This is a genomic window from Polaromonas sp. (genome assembly GCF_030680935.1).
GTDB lineage: Bacteria > Pseudomonadota > Gammaproteobacteria > Burkholderiales > Burkholderiaceae_C > Polaromonas.
Genome location: NZ_JAUXUP010000042.1, coordinates 1 through 16125, shown reverse-complemented (window position 1 = coordinate 16125; position 16125 = coordinate 1). Strand labels below are relative to the sequence as shown.

The 16125-nt window shown below is 63.6% G+C and carries 19 protein-coding genes; 9 read left to right on the top strand and 10 right to left on the bottom strand.

Annotated elements, in window-relative coordinates; all coding sequences use genetic code 11:
• Positions 1–33: 33 nt before the first annotated feature.
• From Q8L50_RS10940 to Q8L50_RS10930, 3 genes are read right to left on the bottom strand one after another with little or no spacing between them, the layout of a single operon-like run.
• Positions 34–786, bottom strand: coding sequence for a 2-keto-4-pentenoate hydratase (locus tag Q8L50_RS10940; RefSeq protein ID WP_305348703.1), 753 nt, complete (start codon positions 784–786; stop codon positions 34–36).
• The gene (locus tag Q8L50_RS10935; RefSeq protein WP_305348702.1) at positions 783–2189 is read right to left on the bottom strand and encodes an amidase; all 1407 of its coding nucleotides are present in this window, start codon (positions 2187–2189) and stop codon (positions 783–785) included. The genes Q8L50_RS10940 and Q8L50_RS10935 overlap by 4 nt, the downstream gene beginning before the upstream one ends.
• Before the next feature lie 6 nt (positions 2190–2195).
• Positions 2196–3182: a tripartite tricarboxylate transporter substrate binding protein gene (locus Q8L50_RS10930; RefSeq protein ID WP_305348701.1), complete on the bottom strand. Its 987-nt coding sequence runs from the start codon at positions 3180–3182 to the stop codon at positions 2196–2198.
• Positions 3183–3367: 185 nt separating this feature from the next.
• On the opposite strand from Q8L50_RS10930, the gene Q8L50_RS10925 reads away from it, so the two are divergent.
• The 3 genes from Q8L50_RS10925 (at position 3368) to Q8L50_RS10915 (ending at position 7308) form a co-directional block, all read left to right on the top strand.
• Complete coding sequence (locus Q8L50_RS10925) at positions 3368–5113, top strand: long-chain fatty acid--CoA ligase (protein ID WP_305348700.1); 1746 nt, start codon at positions 3368–3370, stop codon at positions 5111–5113.
• Positions 5114–5267: 154 nt separating this feature from the next.
• Entirely contained in the window at positions 5268–6260 is a 993-nt protein-coding gene (locus Q8L50_RS10920; RefSeq protein WP_305348699.1) for a catalase, read from the top strand.
• Between the two features lie 133 nt (positions 6261–6393).
• A complete protein-coding gene (locus tag Q8L50_RS10915) occupies positions 6394–7308 on the top strand; it encodes an ion transporter (RefSeq protein WP_305348698.1) in 915 nt (304 codons plus the stop codon).
• Positions 7309–7311: 3 nt separating this feature from the next.
• Here the strand turns inward: Q8L50_RS10915 and Q8L50_RS10910 are convergent, their stop codons facing one another.
• Complete coding sequence (locus Q8L50_RS10910) at positions 7312–7869, bottom strand: YaeQ family protein (RefSeq protein ID WP_305348697.1); 558 nt, start codon at positions 7867–7869, stop codon at positions 7312–7314.
• A gap of 115 nt (positions 7870–7984) precedes the next feature.
• Between Q8L50_RS10910 and Q8L50_RS10905 the strand changes: the two genes are divergently transcribed.
• The 5 genes from Q8L50_RS10905 (at position 7985) to Q8L50_RS10885 (ending at position 11317) form a co-directional block, all read left to right on the top strand.
• Positions 7985–9019, top strand: a complete 1035-nt coding sequence (locus Q8L50_RS10905; RefSeq protein WP_305348696.1) for a methionine synthase — start codon at positions 7985–7987, stop codon at positions 9017–9019.
• Entirely contained in the window at positions 9019–9498 is a 480-nt protein-coding gene (locus Q8L50_RS10900) for a cupin domain-containing protein (protein WP_305348695.1), read from the top strand. Before Q8L50_RS10905 ends, Q8L50_RS10900 begins: the two co-directional genes overlap by 1 nt.
• 167 nt (positions 9499–9665) lie before the next feature.
• Positions 9666–10349, top strand: a complete 684-nt coding sequence (locus Q8L50_RS10895; protein ID WP_305348694.1) for a glycine zipper 2TM domain-containing protein — start codon at positions 9666–9668, stop codon at positions 10347–10349.
• A gap of 169 nt (positions 10350–10518) precedes the next feature.
• Positions 10519–10800: a DUF427 domain-containing protein gene (locus tag Q8L50_RS10890; protein ID WP_305348693.1), complete on the top strand. Its 282-nt coding sequence runs from the start codon at positions 10519–10521 to the stop codon at positions 10798–10800.
• 79 nt (positions 10801–10879) lie between these two features.
• Complete coding sequence (locus Q8L50_RS10885; RefSeq protein WP_305348692.1) at positions 10880–11317, top strand: universal stress protein; 438 nt, start codon at positions 10880–10882, stop codon at positions 11315–11317.
• Positions 11318–11431: 114 nt separating this feature from the next.
• Here the strand turns inward: Q8L50_RS10885 and Q8L50_RS10880 are convergent, their stop codons facing one another.
• The 3 genes from Q8L50_RS10880 to Q8L50_RS10870 form a co-directional block, all read right to left on the bottom strand.
• Complete coding sequence (locus Q8L50_RS10880; RefSeq protein ID WP_305348691.1) at positions 11432–12187, bottom strand: SDR family NAD(P)-dependent oxidoreductase; 756 nt, start codon at positions 12185–12187, stop codon at positions 11432–11434.
• A 64-nt stretch (positions 12188–12251) separates the two neighbouring features.
• On the bottom strand, positions 12252–12824 hold the full coding sequence (locus Q8L50_RS10875) for a protocatechuate 3,4-dioxygenase (protein WP_305348791.1): 573 nt from the start codon (positions 12822–12824) through the stop codon (positions 12252–12254).
• A 159-nt stretch (positions 12825–12983) separates the two neighbouring features.
• Positions 12984–13676 carry an RluA family pseudouridine synthase gene (locus Q8L50_RS10870; protein ID WP_305348690.1) on the bottom strand — a complete coding sequence of 231 codons (693 nt, stop codon included), beginning with the start codon at positions 13674–13676 and terminating at the stop codon, positions 12984–12986.
• Between the two features lie 42 nt (positions 13677–13718).
• Here Q8L50_RS10870 and atpE point away from each other — a divergent pair, with 42 nt between their 5' ends.
• The gene (gene atpE, locus Q8L50_RS10865) at positions 13719–13958 is read left to right on the top strand and encodes a F0F1 ATP synthase subunit C (protein ID WP_305348689.1); all 240 of its coding nucleotides are present in this window, start codon (positions 13719–13721) and stop codon (positions 13956–13958) included.
• Positions 13959–13967: 9 nt separating this feature from the next.
• Here the strand turns inward: atpE and Q8L50_RS10860 are convergent, their stop codons facing one another.
• From Q8L50_RS10860 to Q8L50_RS10850, 3 genes are all read right to left on the bottom strand, one after another.
• A complete protein-coding gene (locus tag Q8L50_RS10860) occupies positions 13968–14234 on the bottom strand; it encodes a VF530 family protein (RefSeq protein WP_305348688.1) in 267 nt (88 codons plus the stop codon).
• A gap of 121 nt (positions 14235–14355) precedes the next feature.
• A complete protein-coding gene (locus Q8L50_RS10855; RefSeq protein ID WP_300561999.1) occupies positions 14356–14499 on the bottom strand; it encodes a hypothetical protein in 144 nt (47 codons plus the stop codon).
• A gap of 52 nt (positions 14500–14551) precedes the next feature.
• The gene (locus Q8L50_RS10850; RefSeq protein ID WP_305348687.1) at positions 14552–15859 is read right to left on the bottom strand and encodes an NAD(P)/FAD-dependent oxidoreductase; all 1308 of its coding nucleotides are present in this window, start codon (positions 15857–15859) and stop codon (positions 14552–14554) included.
• Between the last annotated feature and the right edge of the window lie 266 nt (positions 15860–16125).

Sequence of the window (16125 nt, the reverse complement as noted above, 5' to 3'; positions counted from 1 at the left end):
ATCCGCACCAACTTGGGGGCTGCCGTCCGACCGCTAAAAGCGCAGTTCTACCTTGCCCAAGCCAGCGAGCTGGCCTTGCACATGGGCACCCTCGGGGGCGAACAGCATGCCGGTGCACGAACCGGTGGTGATCACGTCGCCCTCGCGCAATGGCGTGCCGCGTTGCGCGCAGTGATGCGCGAGCCAGCCGAGCAGCCGCCAGATGTCGGCAGCCGGGTTGCCGCTCTGCGTCCTGGCCACAGTCTTGCCGTCAAACGCCAAGGTGGCCTGCACGGTCCGCAGGTCGATGTCTTGCGGACGCTGCGCCGAGGGCTCGCCCAGCACCAGCGCGCCGTGGCTTTGCAGGTCAGCCAGCGCAGCCAGTGGCTCGCTGCCATGCCAGTTGGCCAGCCGCGTCTCCACGACTTCGATCGCCGGCAGCACTGCGTCAATGGCGGCCATGATCTCTGCAGCGCAAGGGATGCCGCCTGCGGCCGGAAGGTCTCGGCTCAGCCGCACCGCAACTTCCACCTCGATGCCGCGCAGGGTCCAGGGCGGGCCGATCAGCGCTGCGGCGCCCGAGCGCAGCAAGCCGCTGGCCGGTATGGGTGCGCAGGCGGGCTCCACCGCTGGCCCCTTGGCGCCCACCTTCCAGCCGCCGATAACCCCCAATTGCGCCATGACCGCATCCTGAACTGCGTAGGCGTCCGCCCGATCGGCAGGCACCAGATCGCGCCACTGCGCGGGCGCGTAGCCTTTGCGGGCAGCGAGCAGCCGGGCCGCCAGGGCGTGGGCATGGCTGCTCATGCGGGCAGCGCCGGCCAGGCGCTGGCCCAGGGATGGGCCTGCTCGTACTGCAGCGCCAGCGCCAGCAGCTGCGCGTCGGCGCCGGGTCGGCCGACCAGGTGGAAACCGGCGGGCAGGCCCAGCAACATCCCCGCAGGCAGGGCAATGGCTGGCAAGCCTGCAGCATTCGCGAAGGCGGTGTACACCGCATGGCCGCGCGGCCCCACGGTCTGGCCGGCGATGACGGTGGGATGTGTCTCTTCGGCAGTCCAGGGCAGTGCGGCTGCCGCGGGTGTGAGGATGAAGTCGCAGGTGGAAAAAAGGGCATGCAGCCGGTGGTTGAGCGTTTGCATGCAGGCCAGCAATTTGAACAGCGCCGTGGCTTCGGCGGCCAACCCGTCGCGCAGGTTGTTCTGAATGGCCTGGGTGCACTGGGCCATGTCGGGCTGCTGTCCGGGCTCCAGTCCGAACTCGGGCAAGTGAGCTGCCTCGCCCATCATCCAGGCCAGACCCGTGCACGACAGGAGGGACCACATGGCGTTGAGCGGCTCTGACAAATCAAAGCCCTGGGCCTCGTCCACCCGGTGGCCCAGCGCCTCAAAGCGCCGGGCGACATCGGCCATCTGTCCGGCAATGCCCGCATCGACCGGGTGCGCGGCGAAACGGGGCGCAAAAAGAATCCGCGCTGGCGCCGCATCCAGCGCCGCCAGCCTGTTTGCAGGTGCGGCCAGCACCTGCACCACATGCTGCACATCTCGCACGGTGCGACCAATCGCCCCCACGGTTTCATGGCCGAGGAAGATTTCCGGCAGGCCGCCCGCGCGCGGTACCAGTCCGGCCGACGGCTTGAACCCAACCACGCCGCAATGCGATGCCGGCCGGCGGATGGAGCCGCCGCCGTCAGTAGCCAGCGCCAGCGGCCCGCAGCCTGCGGCCACCGAAGCGGCTGCGCCGCCCGAAGAGCCGCCCGGGGTTAGCGCTGTATTCCACGGGTTGCGCGTGATGCCGGTGGCAAGGTTGCCGGTATGGCCCTGCATCGCAAACTCCGGCAGCGTGGTCTTGCCAAAGATCACCATGCCTGCGGCGCGCAGCCGGGCCACAGGCAGCTCATCCTGGCTGGCCACGAATCCGCGCAGCAGCCGGCTGCCCCAGCCGGTGGGCAGGCCGCCAGCGTGCAGGTTGTCTTTCAAACTTACCGGCACCCCATCAAGCGGCCCCAGCGGCTGGGCGTCCGCCCAACGCTGGCGGCTGGCGTCGGCCGCATGCCGCGCGCCCGCGTCGTCAATGTGCGCCATGGCGTTCAGGTGTGGCTGGCATGTTGCCACGCGGGCCAGGCAGGCCTCCAGCGCGTCCACCGGCGTGAATGCCTTGGTGCGGTAACCCTCAGAAAGCGCAGCTGCGTCGAATTGCCAGAGTTCTGCCATCAGGCTTCAGTCCAGTTTTGCGCCAGAGGCTTTCACCGCCTGGGCCCAACGCGGCATTTCGGCGGCAAGAAATTTTGCAAAGTCTTCGCTGCCCAGGAAAGCCGGATCTGCGCCCTGCGCGACCATGCGATTGCGGATATCGGCGCTGGTCATCACCTGCTTGAAGGCGTCGCTCAGTTTGGCGGTGATGTCGGCAGGCAGCCCGGCGGGCGCCAGAAAACCGTAAAAACCGACCACCTCAAAACCCTTGAAGCCGGACTCGATGACGGTCGGGATGTCTGGCAGCGCGGGGTTGCGCTCTTTGCTGGTCACCGCCAGGGCGCGTACCTTGCCTTGCTTGTGGTAATTGGCGGCTTGGGGAATCGACTCACCCATGAACTGCACCTGTCCACCCATCAGATCGGTGAACGCCGGCGCGCTGCCCCGGTAGGGAATGTGCACCATGAACAGCCCTGCGGCATTCTTGAACATTTCCGGCACCAGGTGGCTGATGCCACCATTGCCGGCAGAGCCGTAGTTGATCTGGCCGGGGCGGGCCCGGGTGTAATCGACAAACTCTTTCAGCGTGGTCACCGGCAGCTTCGGGTTGACCAGCAGTGCCAGCGGCTGCATGGCAGTGCGGGCAATGGGGGTGAAGTCCTTCAGCGTGTTGTAGGGCAGGCGGGTGTACAGGGCAGGGTTGATGACCATGACGCCGGTGTTGGCCAGCATCAGGGTGTAGCCGTCTGGCGGGGCCTTCATGACGTCTTGCGCGCCGACCGTGCCGCCTGCGCCCGACTTGTAGTCAATGAGAACGGGCTGCCCCAGCACGGCCTGCAACCTCTCCGCCAGCAGTCGCGCGTGTTGATCGAGCGGGCCGCCCGCCGGAAAACCGATGACCACGCGTATCGGCTTTTCGGGATAGGCCGCCAGCGCTGTGCTGCCGGCAACAAGCAGCCCCAAAGTCGCCAGGGCTTTGCGGAAAAAGGGTGAAGTCCAGGGGTTGAGGCGCATGGTGTCTCTGCTCAAAAGTCGGTGGTGGAAGTGGATCTGCTGCTGTGTGAGAGCTTTCGCTGGCTCCTGATCATAGTCAGTGGTGGTCGCTGAGGCGACAGTGTTTTATCGGGAGCTTCCCCGATGCACACCCGCCACAGCCGGGGTAGGCTCAGGGTCCGCCGCGCACAACCCTGGAGCCTGAATTGTCCGACCCGAATGCAGTTGCACCTGCGACCCCCTCTTCCAATCCGCACACCCTGCATCACAAGGTCTGGCCCAAACGTTTGCCGCACCGTATCACCGCGCCGGCCATATCGCTCTGGCACAACCTGGCGGTCAGCGCGCTGCGTTACCCCAACAAGCCGGCACTGGTGTTTTTCGGGCAGGTTTTTACATACGCCGAGGTGCTCCAGAAGGCCGAGCGGCTGGCAGCCACCCTGCATGAAATGGGCGTCAAAAAAGGTGACCGCGTGGTGCTCAACATGCAGAACTGTCCGCAGTGGGTGATTGCCCATTTCGCCATCCTGCGGGCCAATGCGGTCGTGGTGCCGGTCAACCCGATGAACCGCGCGGAAGAGCTCAAGCACTACATCACCGACCCCGATGCGCGGGTGGCCATCACCTCTGCCGACCTGGCGCCTGAGCTGGTCAAGGCCAATGCGCAGCTGGATCCCGCCTTGCGTCTGCAGCACCTGGTTGTCACCCATTACAGCGATGCTTTTGATCTGGCCGCCGCAGCGGTGGATCTGCCGCCGGCCTGGCAGGAGTGGCTGGGCACCCGGCACCCGGCGCCGGTGATGGCGGGCGGCATTGTGACCGGCTGGGGCGATGCCTTGGGCCGGGACGCGGCAGGTCGCTTGCCCGAACACACCGCGACACCGCAGGACCTGGCTGTGCTGCCCTACACCAGCGGCACCACTGGCCTGCCCAAAGGTTGCATGCACACCCACGCCAGCATCATGCACAACGCGGTGGGCAGCAGCCTGTGGGGCAACAGCACGCCAGAGAACATTGTTTTGTCGGTGGTGCCGATGTTTCACATCACCGGCATGGTGTCGCTTATGCATGCGTCGATCTACGGCGGTGCCACGCTGGTCATCATGCCGCGCTGGGACCGCGAACTGGCGGGCAAGTTGATATCGCGCTGGCGCGTGACCCACTGGACCAACATTCCGACCATGGTCATTGACCTGCTGGCCAGCCCCAATTTTGAGAGTTTTGATTTGAGCAGCCTGGTGTACATAGGTGGCGGAGGCGCGGCCATGCCGCAGGCGGTGGCCCAGCGCCTGTGGGAGCAGTACGGTCTGCGTTTTGCCGAGGGCTACGGCCTGACAGAAACCGCTGCGCCTTCCCACAGCAACCCGCCAGATGCCACCAAGCAGCAGTGTCTGGGTGTGCCTTTCCTGAACGTGGACTCACGCGTGATCGACCCTTTGACGCTGGAAGAAATGCCGCTGGGCGAGCAGGGTGAAATCATCATGTGCGGGCCGCAGAATTTTTCCGGCTACTGGAAGCGGCCCGAGGCGACTGCGGCGGCCTTTATCGAGATTGACGGCAAACGTTTCTTCCGCTCAGGTGACCTCGGACGGGTAGATGAGGAGGGCTACTTCTTCATCACCGACCGGCTCAAACGCATGATCAATGCATCGGGTTTCAAGGTCTGGCCGGCCGAGGTTGAGGCGTTGATGTTCAAACACCCGGCCATCCAGGAGGCCTGCATCATCAGTACCAAAGACGCCTACCGCGGCGAGACCGTCAAGGCGGTGGTGGTGCTGCGACAAAGCCACAAGGGCCAGGTCAGCGAGGAAGCCATCATCGACTGGTGCAAGGAGAACATGGCGGCCTATAAATACCCGCGTGTGGTGCAGTTTGTCGATGTCCTGCCGAAAAGCGGTTCCGGCAAGGTGATGTGGCGCACCTTGCAGGAGGCGGAAGGCACTTCTGCCTGAACGCTGATCATCAAAAAGGCAACTGGCCCTTTGATGGCGGGCGTGGTCAGCTATAAAAACAGGAGCAAATCACCTGCAGCCGGTCGGGGCTGGTCGGGCCGGCGGGTGTGGTGTATCGTGCGAAGCAAAGACTGAAACCCTGGAGGAGATTCCAATGAGCACACAGGCCCCCAGCACGGCATGGCGGGAGCGCATCGCCGCTGACGAAGCACAGCGTTATGAAGGCTACGCCCGGATTTTTGCGGAGATCCAGCGCCGCAAGTCGGCGCGTTACGGCACCGGCCGTGCGCTGCACCGCAAGCAGCTGAGCGCTGCGCGCGGCGAGTTGCGGGTGCTGCCGGACCTTCCGGAATTTGCCCGCCAGGGCCTGTTTGCCGCGCCGGCTTCTTATGAGGTGCTGCTGCGCCTTTCCAACGGCGGGCTGGACAAGGCCAGCGACAAAATGCCCGACATCCGCGGCTTTTCCTTCAAGGTCCTGGGGGTGCAGGGTGACAGTGCTTTGGGCAACGCGCCGGCGCAGAGCCAGGACTTCACCCTCATCAACCAGGAAAAATTTGCATTCACCGGCAGCGCGGAGTTTGTTGATTTTGTCGAGGCCGCCTCACACGGCAACGGCGCCCTGCTGAAATTTCTCTTCAAGCGTTACGGCTTTTTGGGTGGGCCGCTGCAACTGGCCAAAATGATCAGGATTGCGGGCAAACCTTTCAAAGGCTTCACGACAGAGACCTTTTTCAGCAGTGTGCCCCTGGCCTGCGGCCCGTACGCGGTGCGTGTGCGCCTGTTGCCGGCCGCCAGCAACGGCCCGGCCTCGCCCGACGCCGGCAAGGACTGGGGTGCCAATTTCAGCCAGCGGCTGGCCAGTGCCGCCCTGCAGTATGAGCTTCAGCTGCAGCCATTTGTGGACGAAAAAACCACGCCGATTGAAGATGCGTCGGTCAACTGGCCCACGTCTTACACCACCGTGGCCCTGCTCACGCTGCCACAGCAGGCCGCCAGCCAGGCACTGCTGGCGCAGGCCGAAGCCGCGGTGTTTGATCCCTGGCAGGCGCTGGTGCAACATCGCCCGCTGGGCGACGTGCAGCGCGCCCGCAAGGTGGTTTATTTCCAGAGCCAGCAGGGAAGGCGTGCCGCTGGCAAGCCAGCCTGAGCACACAGGTCAGCGGACTGCTGCAGATGCGCTGATGTCGCGCGGTTTGCTGACGCTCGCCGGTCCGGAACTCGGGTAAGGTACCGCCTGGCAATGAAACTGGAGTGGCCCCGCAGCTGTGTGGCCGACCTGCATGGAAAAACCTTTACCCCCTATTCCCGATCCCGCGCATGAGAGGCCGCTGGACGGCTGGCGCCTGCGTGTCTACACCATTATTTTTGAAGCAGATACCCGCGCCGGGCGCCTGTTCGACCAGGCTCTGATCGCCGTCATTTTGCTGAGCATTGCCGTGGTGATGGCAGACAGTGTGCAATCCATCCACCAGTCTTACGGTCGGGCGCTGGCCGGTCTGGAATGGCTTTTCACCCTGCTTTTCACGGCGGAATACCTGGCCCGCCTGCTGTGTGTGCGCAAGCCCATGCAGTACGCCACGAGTTTTTTCGGCATCATCGATCTGGTGGCGGTGTTGCCGACCTACCTGGCGCTGTTCTTCCCTGAATTGCATGCGCTGATTGATGTGCGGGTGTTGCGCCTGCTGCGGGTTTTTCGCGTCTTCAAGCTGGCCGCCTATGTGGCGGAGTACCAGTTCCTGCTCAGCGCGCTGGCCGCCAGCGGACGCAAGATCCTGGTGTTCCTGTCCGCCGTGGTCATGGTGGTGCTGGTCATGGGCACACTGATGTATGTGGTCGAAGGGCAGGCCAATGGTTTCACCAGCATTCCCACCTCGGTGTACTGGGCCATCAGCACGGTGACCACCGTCGGTTACGGCGATATCACTCCCAAGACCGACCTGGGCCGGCTGATTGCGTCTTTCATGATGCTGATGGGCTGGGGCATTCTGGCGGTTCCCACCGGTATCGTGACCGCGGAGATGGCGATGCAGCGGCGTCTGGAGGGGCGGCTGCAGCCCACCACGCGCACCTGCCACGAGTGCCTCACGGAAGGCCATGCCGCCGACTCGAATTTCTGCTTTAACTGCGGCGCGCGCTTGCCGCCCTACCAGCAGGATCCGGCGGCGGGCACGTCCCGGCCGGCCCCGCTGTCCTGAGCTTCAGCCGCCGGGCGTCAGCCGGCGCGGCGTGATTTCTACCGACTCCGCGCCCGTGCTCATCCATACCGTGCCGTCCTGCACCGTTACCTGCAACTGGATGGTGCGGTTGGCCAGTTTCGCCAGGGCCTGGCTTTGCGCCGCGTCGATTTGCCACACCACCAGGTTGGCGGCGCGGGTCAGCTTGCTTTCCATGGTTTTCCACCAGACCGGTGTGCTGCTGGCAAAGCTGTAGACGCTGACGCGTTCTGCCCGGCCGGCCGCACGCATCAGGCGCTTGTCGTCGGGCTGGCCGACGTCTATCCAGTGCAGGATTGCATCGGTGTAGTCCTTGTGCCAGAGCGCCGCCTCATCGACATCCCACAAGTCCTTGGCAAATTCCAGATGGCCTTTCTTGTCGTCGGCAGGCACGTTCAGTGCAAAGGCCAGCAGGCGGATCATCATGCGTTCGTCGGCCTCGGACGGGTGCCGCGCAATCGTCACGTTGTGGTCGCCGTAAACGCCGCGGTCCATATCGGCAATTTGCAGCTGGGCTTTGTAAATGGTGGCTTTGAGTGCCATGGTGTTGTTCTGCTTGGGGTGGCGTGATTAACCCTGTATTGGAACAGACAAGCGCGGCGCATCTGTGCTGGCTATAGTCAGGACCATCAACGAGACAAAAAAAAGGACATTTCCCATGACGACCCCACTTTTCAGCGCCACCATTGCAGGCAGCCTGCCCAAACCCGCCTGGCTGTCCGAGACCCAAAAACTCTGGCCGCAGTGGAAGGCCGAGGGCGCCGAGCTGGCGCAGGCCAAGGCCGACGCGACCTTGCTCTGGATCAAGGCCCAGGAAGATGCCGGCCTGGACGTGATTGGTGACGGCGAGCAGTCGCGCCAGCATTTTGTGCACGGCTTTCTTGAGCAGGTCGAGGGCATCGACTTCGAGCACAAGGTCAAGATGGGCATACGCAACAACCGCTACGACGCCATGGTGCCGCAGGTGGTCGCTGCCCTGAAGCTCAAGGGACGCGTGCATGCGGCCGAGGCGCAACTGCTGCGCGCACACACGACCAAAAAGATCAAATTCACCTTGCCCGGCCCGATGACGATTGTGGATACCGTGGCCGACCAGTTTTATGGCGACCGCGTGAAAATGGCCATGGCTTTTGCCGAACTGCTGAACCAGGAGGCACTGGCCCTGCAGGCCGACGGCGTGGACATCATCCAGTTCGACGAGCCAGCCTTCAATGTCTATATGAAAGACGCCGCCGACTGGGGCGTGAAGGCCTTGGAGCGTGCCGCGCAGGGCCTGACCTGCACCACCGCCGTTCATATTTGTTACGGCTACGGCATCAAGGCCAACACCGACTGGAAGGAAACTCTGGGTCAGGAGTGGCGCCAGTACGAAACGGTGTTTCCGGCGCTGGCAAAAAGCAGCATCCAGCAAGTCAGCCTGGAGTGTTACCACTCGCATGTGCCGCCGCACCTGATGGCGCTGCTCGAAGGCAAGGATGTCATGGTGGGCGTGATCGACGTGGCCAGCGACGAGATTGAAACCCCGGAGCAGATCGCCGACACGATTGGTGAAGCGCTGAAATATGTGCCCAAAAACCGGCTGCTGCCATGCACCAATTGCGGCCTGGCGCCCATGAACCGCGAGGTGGCCCTGAAGAAGTTGCAGGCCCTGGCCCAGGGCGCGGCACTGGCGCGCGAAAGGTACGGTGTCTGATGCCTGCCCCCGCACCCCCCGCCGACTGGAAGCACGATGGCGTGCGTGTGGTCCCCGGCGGCCAGCTCGATGGCAATGTCCCTTCGACCCCCGGCATGGACCGCAAGGCCGCCATCAATTTCGCGCGGGTAGGCGCGCAAAAACTCTGGGCCGGCACGGTCACCATCCATGCCAACGCCAAAACCGGCGCGCATCACCATGGGCCGCTTGAAAGTGTGATCTACGTGGTGCGGGGACGGGCCCGCATGCGTTGGGGCAACGAACTGGAGTTTGTGGCCGAAGCCGGACCGGGCGACTTCATCTACGTGCCGCCTTACGTGCCGCACCAGGAAATCAATGCCAGCCCGACCGAAGTGCTCGAGTGTGTGCTGTGCCGCAGCGATGGTGAGGCGGTCGCCATCAATCTGGATATTGCGCCTGTCGAAACGCCCGAGCAGGTCTTGTGGATTGACCCCACGCACCCCGAAGGCGGCGTGTAAAGCGTCTGTCAAGCGGGTGTGAGTGTCAGATGAACGTGCCTGAAACTGCGTAAAACCTCACACTTCAGGGCGATGCAGGTACACCATTACTTACGAATGTCACTCCGTCCTACAGTGGCGTTAACACGAGCTGGGTACAACTGGGGTTCTTACAAGGAGTACCCATCATGGATACAAATAATCAGATCCCTGCCACCCCTGGCCCTCAACCTGTTTTTTCCCAGCGCATGCAACACAGCAAGGCGCTGATTGCGATTGCCGCCGTGCTCGGCGTCACCGTTATGGCGCTGGCTGCCGCGCTGGTAGTCAACCGCTCTGACGCGCAGCCTGGCGGCACAGACGCCAAGGCGCCGATGACGCAATCGAGCACCACGGCCAAACTGGCCAGCGACACCACGACTCCTGCGAAACCGGCTCCTGCCAAACCCGCCGTCCAGCAGCGACCGGTGGTCGTGGCCCAGGCCCCGGTGCAGGCGCCCGCGCCCAAACCCGTGGTCTGCGCGGACTGCGGCACGGTAGAAGCCGTCACGCCCGTGCAACGCCAGGGTGAGGTCAACGGTGTTGCTGTGGGCAACAGCACGATTGGCCTTGGCACCGTTGCAGGTGGCGTGGTCGGTGGCCTGCTGGGCAACCAGGTAGGCGGCGGCAGTGGCAAAACGGCGATGACCGTTCTGGGTGCGGCGGGCGGCGCGTTTGCCGGCAACCAGATCGAAAAGAACATGAAGAAGGTCACGGTGTATCAGGTGCGTGTGCGCATGAATGATGGCTCAACCCGCACTGTGGAAGTTTCCAGCTCGGTGCCGGTTGGCTCGCGCGTGATTGTTGAAGGCAACAACCTGCGTATGGCCTGACCGCCCGCGCCGAAAGGCGCTCTTGCTGCAGGGCGTGATGGGCAACCATCACGCCTTTTTCTTTGGCGCGTGTAAGGCGCGGCTACGGACGCAGCATAGTGTGCGAAGATGATCCGGCGTGATGTTTGCGCTTTTGCAGCTCACCCCAGTCAACCATGAAAGAAGTGATATGAAGGCCATCTGGAACGGCGCCGTGATTGCGCAAAGCGATGACACCGTGGTGCTTGAAGGCAACCACTATTTTCCCGAAAGTGCGCTGAACCGCGACTACATCACTTTCAGCAACCACCACACCATGTGTGCCTGGAAAGGCCAGGCCAGCTACTACTCCCTGCTGGTCAACGGTGAAATGAATACCGATGCCGCCTGGTATTACCCCGACCCAAAACCCGAGGCCGACAACATCAAGGGCCATGTGGCATTCTGGAAGGGCGTGAAGATCGAGGCCTGAAGCAACGCAACCCTTCGACAGGCTCAGGGCGAACGGTTCATACTTCAAAGGGCCAGCCACATATTGAGGAGACCGCACCGTGTTCAAACACATTCTGTTGCCCGTCGATGGTTCATCCACCTCACTGACGGCCGTTGAGAAGGCCATTGGGCTGGCCCGGGCTTTTGGCAGCACTGTGACTGCCATCTATGTGATTGATCCCTATGCCTTCAGCGGCGTAGGTGCCGACTTCGCCTACGGGCAGGCGCAGTACCTGGATGCGGCGACGGCAGAAGGCAACCAGGCCCTCAAGGAGGCGGCTGCCTTGCTGACGGCAGCTGGCGTCAATGTCAGCACAGCCATTATTGAAGCCCATACGATTTATCGGGGCATCCTGGAGACCGCCTCTTCGGTCGGAGTTGACCTCATCGTCATGGGTTCGCACGGTCGCCGGGGTCTGGAGAAGCTGGTGCTCGGCAGCGTGGCCGCGCAGGTGCTGGCCCATGCGCATCTGCCGATACTGGTCGTGCGGGATTGATGGCCCCCACGGTCGTTCGCTTCGCGTAACTCTCTGCCCCCCGAGGGGGCCGCTGCGCCTGCGGGCTGGCAAAGCCAGACCCGCGGCCCCGGCTAAAAAATACGGACTCTGGACTCAGTCCCTCACATCTGCGACGGGCTGGCTGCCAAAATCCGGCCTGTCGAGGTAGGCCAGCACGCGCGCAGCCGCTTCGTCCGGTGACGTCAGCTGGCCTTTGTCCTTGAGGTTGACGAAGTTGTGCTGGTCGGGAAAGGCCGCTGCATCGGCGCCGCGCAGCTGGGTCTGCATGTCGGTGTCAATCACACCCGGCGCCAGGGAGCATACCGCTGCCCCATTTGGCTTGAGTGTTTCTTCCAGAGCCACACAGCGCGTGAAATGGTCCATGCCGGCCTTGGCCGCGCAGTACCCGGCTTGCGACGCCATGGCCTTGCGGCCCAGGCCCGAAGAAATGTTCAGCACCTTGCGCGGCCCCGGCCAGTTGGCGGTGGCGCGCAGGAAGGCCGCGGTGAGCTGCATCGGTGCTTCCAGCCCGACGCGCAAGGCCTGGGCCAGGTTGTCGGCATCGGCTTCACTGAGCGGCCCGATGCGCGGAATCATGCCTGCGTTGTTGATCAGCACGGCGCCTGCAAACCCGGCACCGGCCTGCTCGCGCAGCCATTGCTCCAGACGGGCGCTGATGTCTGCGCCGGCGGTGAGATCCTGCGTCCACTGCTCTAGCGCAGTACCGGCCATTTTGGCCTGTGTGGCCAGCGTGTCGTTGCTCTTGCGGGAGATACACAGCAGGGTGTTGCCCGGCTTGAGCAGCCTTCGCGCCATGGCCAGGCCCATGCCGCGCGACGCGCCGGTCAGAATAAAAAGATGTGAGGTCATAGGCTGTTGATGTTACCGAAAAACCTCCAGCCAGACGCTGGCCGGCACAGGCGCCTGTCGGACTTCAGATTGCCAGCACGACGGGAAAACGCGCCCGCAGGCCGTCGGGGCCGGCGTTGAACGGCACGGTCAAGGCGGCGCGCCCCGCCTGGTCCAGTCTGCGCCACAAAAAATCGCTGGTGTTGCCAGGGTCTCCGTCCACGTAAAGCTGGGTCGTCAGCAATTCCCGCGCGCCCAGCTTGACCTTGACGTGGATATGCGGCGTGCGCCCCGCGTAGGCCACAGGCCGCATGGTGCGAAAGCGGTAGCTGCCGTCGGCCCCCACGGTGACGCGGCCAAAACCCTGGAATCGTGTGTCGGCCTTGCCCCCGTCGCCGGGGTGGTGGTAGTGGCCGCTGTGGTCGCATTGCCAGATCTCGACCTGCGCCCCTGCCACCGGTTTGCCCGCCAGGTCGCTGACGCTGCCTTCGACCCATGCGCTTTGCCCCTCAGGGTAGTTCAGCGCGCCGTTGCGCAGCAAATCATGGTCGCTGTCTTTGGGGAAAACCACCGGGTAAAACGGACCTTCGGTCTGCGCGGGTGTGGCGTGGCGGGCGCTCCCGGGCTGGGCGCGGACACCCAGCCACAGGACGGGCATGGCCACCAGAGCCACTGCCACGGCGCGTCGGCCAAGCTGTATCTGGGCGGATGTGATGCGGGTGGGTGGGGGTGGCGTGGCAGCGTACATCGGCGGTCTCCCTGGGAGTTTGTCAGAGGCTCGCCAGGTCTGCGAAGTTCCGCCCGACAAACACTTTGTTCAGAACGGCAATGCGCTTTCAAACCGCACGGCTTCACCGCTGACGGGATGGGTCAAGCCCAGCGTACAGGCGTGCAGCAGCAGGCGGTCGGAAAGGGCCTGCACAGCCTCAGGCGCATACAGCCGGTCGCCCAGAATCGGGTGGCCCAGGGCCTGCAGATGCACACGCAACTGGTGCGAGCGGCCGGTGAGAGGTTCGAGCTCCAGCCGCGCCTTCTGCGCCAACACGTCCAGTGCCAGTACCCGCCAGCGTGTCTGACTGGGCTTGCCCCCGGCGCCGATGATGCGCAGGGGGCGGCGCGGCCAGTCCACCGCGATCGGCAGGTTGATCAGGCCCCAGCCATCCGGGCCTGGAGGAGGCGGCGGCAGGCCATGCACCACAGCGACATAACGTTTATGGATTTCGCGGCGCTCAAACAGTGCGCCCAATGCACGCTGGATGCCGACGCTGCGTGCCATCAGCATCAGACCCGACGTGGCCATGTCCAGCCGGTGCACCACCAGCGCGTCAGGGTAGGCGGCCTGCACGCGGGCGCTCAGGCAGTCCTGCTTGTCCGCGCCGCGCCCCGGTACCGACAACAGGCCGGCGGGCTTGTCGAGCACCAGCAGTCCGGCGTCGGCATACACCAGTGAAAAACCGGACGACCCGCCATTACCTGCAAGGTCATTGGTTTCAGGCAGCGTGACGCTCATGATTCAGTCATCGGCAAGTAGATTCAAAAAAGGAGAAAAACCATGAGTGACGCAGGTGCCATTTCGATTGCAGTTGGCTTGTTGATCGGCCTGGGCGCGATTGGCGCCTGTCTGGGCATAGGCGTGATGGGCGCGCGGTTTCTGGAAGGAGCAGTGCGCCAGCCCGAGCTGATGGAGCCGCTGCAGGTGAAGATGTTTTTGCTGGCCGGGCTGATTGACGCCAACTTCCTGATCGGCGTCGGTGTGGCCATGATGATGCTGTTTGCCAACCCCTTTGTCTGAAAACAAGGGCTAGGCTCTGGGCGGCGGGAAGTTATGGACGGTCGGGCTGTTGCGCCTGAGCTCGCGCAGCATGAAAAGGTAAAGGCTTTCCACCTTTTCGCGCGCCCACGGTGTCTTGCGCAAAAACTTCAGGCTGGAGGCGACGCTGGGCTCGCTGGTGAAGCAGCGGATATGGATGCGCTGACCCAGCTCTTCCCAGCCATAGTGGTTTGACAGCGCGGTGACGATGGCCTCCAGCGTCACCCCATGCAGCGGATTTTCGGGCTGCTCGGTCATCACGATTGCAGGGCTCTTGTCTTCGCCAGCCGGGGCCGCGGGTCCGGCTCTGCCGGCCCGCAGGCGCAGCGCCCCCTCGGGGGGCAGCGCAGTACACGAAGTGACAAGCGTGGGGGCCTTTTTATTTGTTTTTCAGTTTGCCGCGCAGGGGCACCTGCGTGACGATGGTCGGACGCACCGCATCGGGCGACACGGCTTTGGGCGGTGCGGTGTCTTTCTTCGGCTTCTTGACCATCTTGTCCTTGTTTTGCTGTCCTTTTGCCATGGTTTTCTCCGTTGGGTTGATAAGAAATCTGCCAGAAAATATTCGCTGATTATCAGTGCAACTTGATGCGCGGGCGGTAGGTGCGGTCAAGCATTTCAGACAGGGTGATCAGCACGGTTTTTTTCCAGCCGCCGAGCGCCAGCTGGTGCTGTTTGTGCAATGCCCAGTACATGATCTTGGCCAGTTGACCTTCGATGAAGAAGCTTCCCTTGGTCAGGCTGCCCATCAAACTGCCGACCGAAGAATACTCGGACAGCGACACCAGTGAACCCTGGTCCCTGAACACAAAGGGCGGCACCGGCTCGCCGCGCTGCAGTTTCGGCAGCGCCCGAACCAGGTACATGGCCTGCTGGTAAGCGGCCTGCGCACGCGGTGGCACCCAGGTGCCGTCGGGCTGCTGGCAGGCGGCGCAGTCACCAAAGGCGTAAATGCCGGCATCCGAGGTCTGCAGGTTGCCGTTGACGACGAGCTGGTTGAGACGGTTGGTCTCCACGGGATTGTCACCGCCCAGCGTTTTCAGAAAATCTGCGGCCTTGACGCCGGCGGCCCAGACCGACAGGCTCGATGAAACCACCTTGCCGCTGGCCATCTTCAGGCTGCCCTCTGTGACTTCCACCACTTTCTCGTTGGTGTGTACCTCGATGGCCAGCTTGCGTAACTCGCGCAGGGCCGATTCACTCAGGCGCTCGGGCAATTGCGCCAGCAGGCGGGGCGCCGCCTCCACCAGCACAATTTGCAGGTCTTTTTCCGGGTGGATGTGGTCAAAGCCAAAGTTGGCCAGCACCTTGGCCGCAGCGTGCAGCTCGGCGGCAAGCTCTACCCCGGTCGCGCCACCACCCACAATCGCCACCGTCAGCCGGCCGCTGCCCGCGCTGCGTGGCACGGTCTGGGCGCGTATGCAGGCATTGATGAGACGGTCATTGAAACGTTTGGCCGCCTGCGGGCTGTCAAGCTTGATCGTGTGTTCGGCTGCGCCCGGCGTGCCGAAGTCGTTGGTCTGGCTGCCCACGGCAATCACCAGCGTGTCGTAGCCCAGTTGCTGCGGCGGCGTGATCTCACGCCCGGCCTCGTCGTGGCTGGCCGCCAGTTGCAGGGTTTTACTTTCGCGGTCCAGACCTTCGAGGCGGCCCAGGCGAAACTTGAAGTGGTTCCAGCGCGCCTGCGCCAGGTACTCGATTTCCTCGGCATGGGTGTCAAAGCTGCCCGCTGCCAGTTGGTGCAGCAGCGGCTTCCAGACATGGGTGCGGGCTGCGTCGACCAATGTGATCTCGGCCAGCTTCTTTTTGCCCAGGCGTTTGCCCAACTGGGTGGCCAGTGCCAGGCCCCCGGCTCCTCCTCCGACGATGACAATGCGATGCATGGGTTTTTTTCCCTCCTCGGCACCAGGTGGCCGACTGTGTTGTTGTTGCCGACATGGTAACTGGCGGGGAGGGTGGCAAATGCAGAGGGTGCCGGTTTGGGGTGCTGCCTCTATCGCTGGTTTTGCGCCCGCATCCGGTTGACCTCGGTCGGCGTCACTTCCGCCGCCTGGTTGCCCCAGGCGCTGCGCAGGTAGGTCAGCAGCGCTGCCAGATCACTGTCGTTCAGCACCAGCACAAACGGCGGCATGCCAAAGGGGCGCGGGTT

Bases quoted from the DNA above. Each gene is read 5' to 3' on its own strand.
- Q8L50_RS10940 (WP_305348703.1), bottom strand. From the start codon at position 786: ATGAGCAGCCATGCCCACGCCCTGGCGGCCCGGCTGCTCGCTGCCCGC.
- Q8L50_RS10850 (WP_305348687.1), bottom strand. From the start codon at position 15,859: ATGCATCGCATTGTCATCGTCGGAGGAGGAGCCGGGGGCCTGGCACTG.
- Q8L50_RS10930 (WP_305348701.1), bottom strand. From the start codon at position 3,182: ATGCGCCTCAACCCCTGGACTTCACCCTTTTTCCGCAAAGCCCTGGCG.
- Q8L50_RS10920 (WP_305348699.1), top strand. From the start codon at position 5,268: ATGAGCACACAGGCCCCCAGCACGGCATGGCGGGAGCGCATCGCCGCT.
- Q8L50_RS10915 (WP_305348698.1), top strand. From the start codon at position 6,394: ATGGAAAAACCTTTACCCCCTATTCCCGATCCCGCGCATGAGAGGCCG.
- Q8L50_RS10890 (WP_305348693.1), top strand. From the start codon at position 10,519: ATGAAGGCCATCTGGAACGGCGCCGTGATTGCGCAAAGCGATGACACC.
- atpE (WP_305348689.1), top strand. From the start codon at position 13,719: ATGAGTGACGCAGGTGCCATTTCGATTGCAGTTGGCTTGTTGATCGGC.
- Q8L50_RS10875 (WP_305348791.1), bottom strand. From the start codon at position 12,824: ATGCCCGTCCTGTGGCTGGGTGTCCGCGCCCAGCCCGGGAGCGCCCGC.
- Q8L50_RS10895 (WP_305348694.1), top strand. From the start codon at position 9,666: ATGGATACAAATAATCAGATCCCTGCCACCCCTGGCCCTCAACCTGTT.
- Q8L50_RS10910 (WP_305348697.1), bottom strand. From the start codon at position 7,869: ATGGCACTCAAAGCCACCATTTACAAAGCCCAGCTGCAAATTGCCGAT.
- Q8L50_RS10860 (WP_305348688.1), bottom strand. From the start codon at position 14,234: ATGACCGAGCAGCCCGAAAATCCGCTGCATGGGGTGACGCTGGAGGCC.
- Q8L50_RS10880 (WP_305348691.1), bottom strand. From the start codon at position 12,187: ATGACCTCACATCTTTTTATTCTGACCGGCGCGTCGCGCGGCATGGGC.
- Q8L50_RS10855 (WP_300561999.1), bottom strand. From the start codon at position 14,499: ATGGCAAAAGGACAGCAAAACAAGGACAAGATGGTCAAGAAGCCGAAG.
- Q8L50_RS10935 (WP_305348702.1), bottom strand. From the start codon at position 2,189: ATGGCAGAACTCTGGCAATTCGACGCAGCTGCGCTTTCTGAGGGTTAC.
- Q8L50_RS10900 (WP_305348695.1), top strand. From the start codon at position 9,019: ATGCCTGCCCCCGCACCCCCCGCCGACTGGAAGCACGATGGCGTGCGT.
- Q8L50_RS10870 (WP_305348690.1), bottom strand. From the start codon at position 13,676: ATGAGCGTCACGCTGCCTGAAACCAATGACCTTGCAGGTAATGGCGGG.
- Q8L50_RS10905 (WP_305348696.1), top strand. From the start codon at position 7,985: ATGACGACCCCACTTTTCAGCGCCACCATTGCAGGCAGCCTGCCCAAA.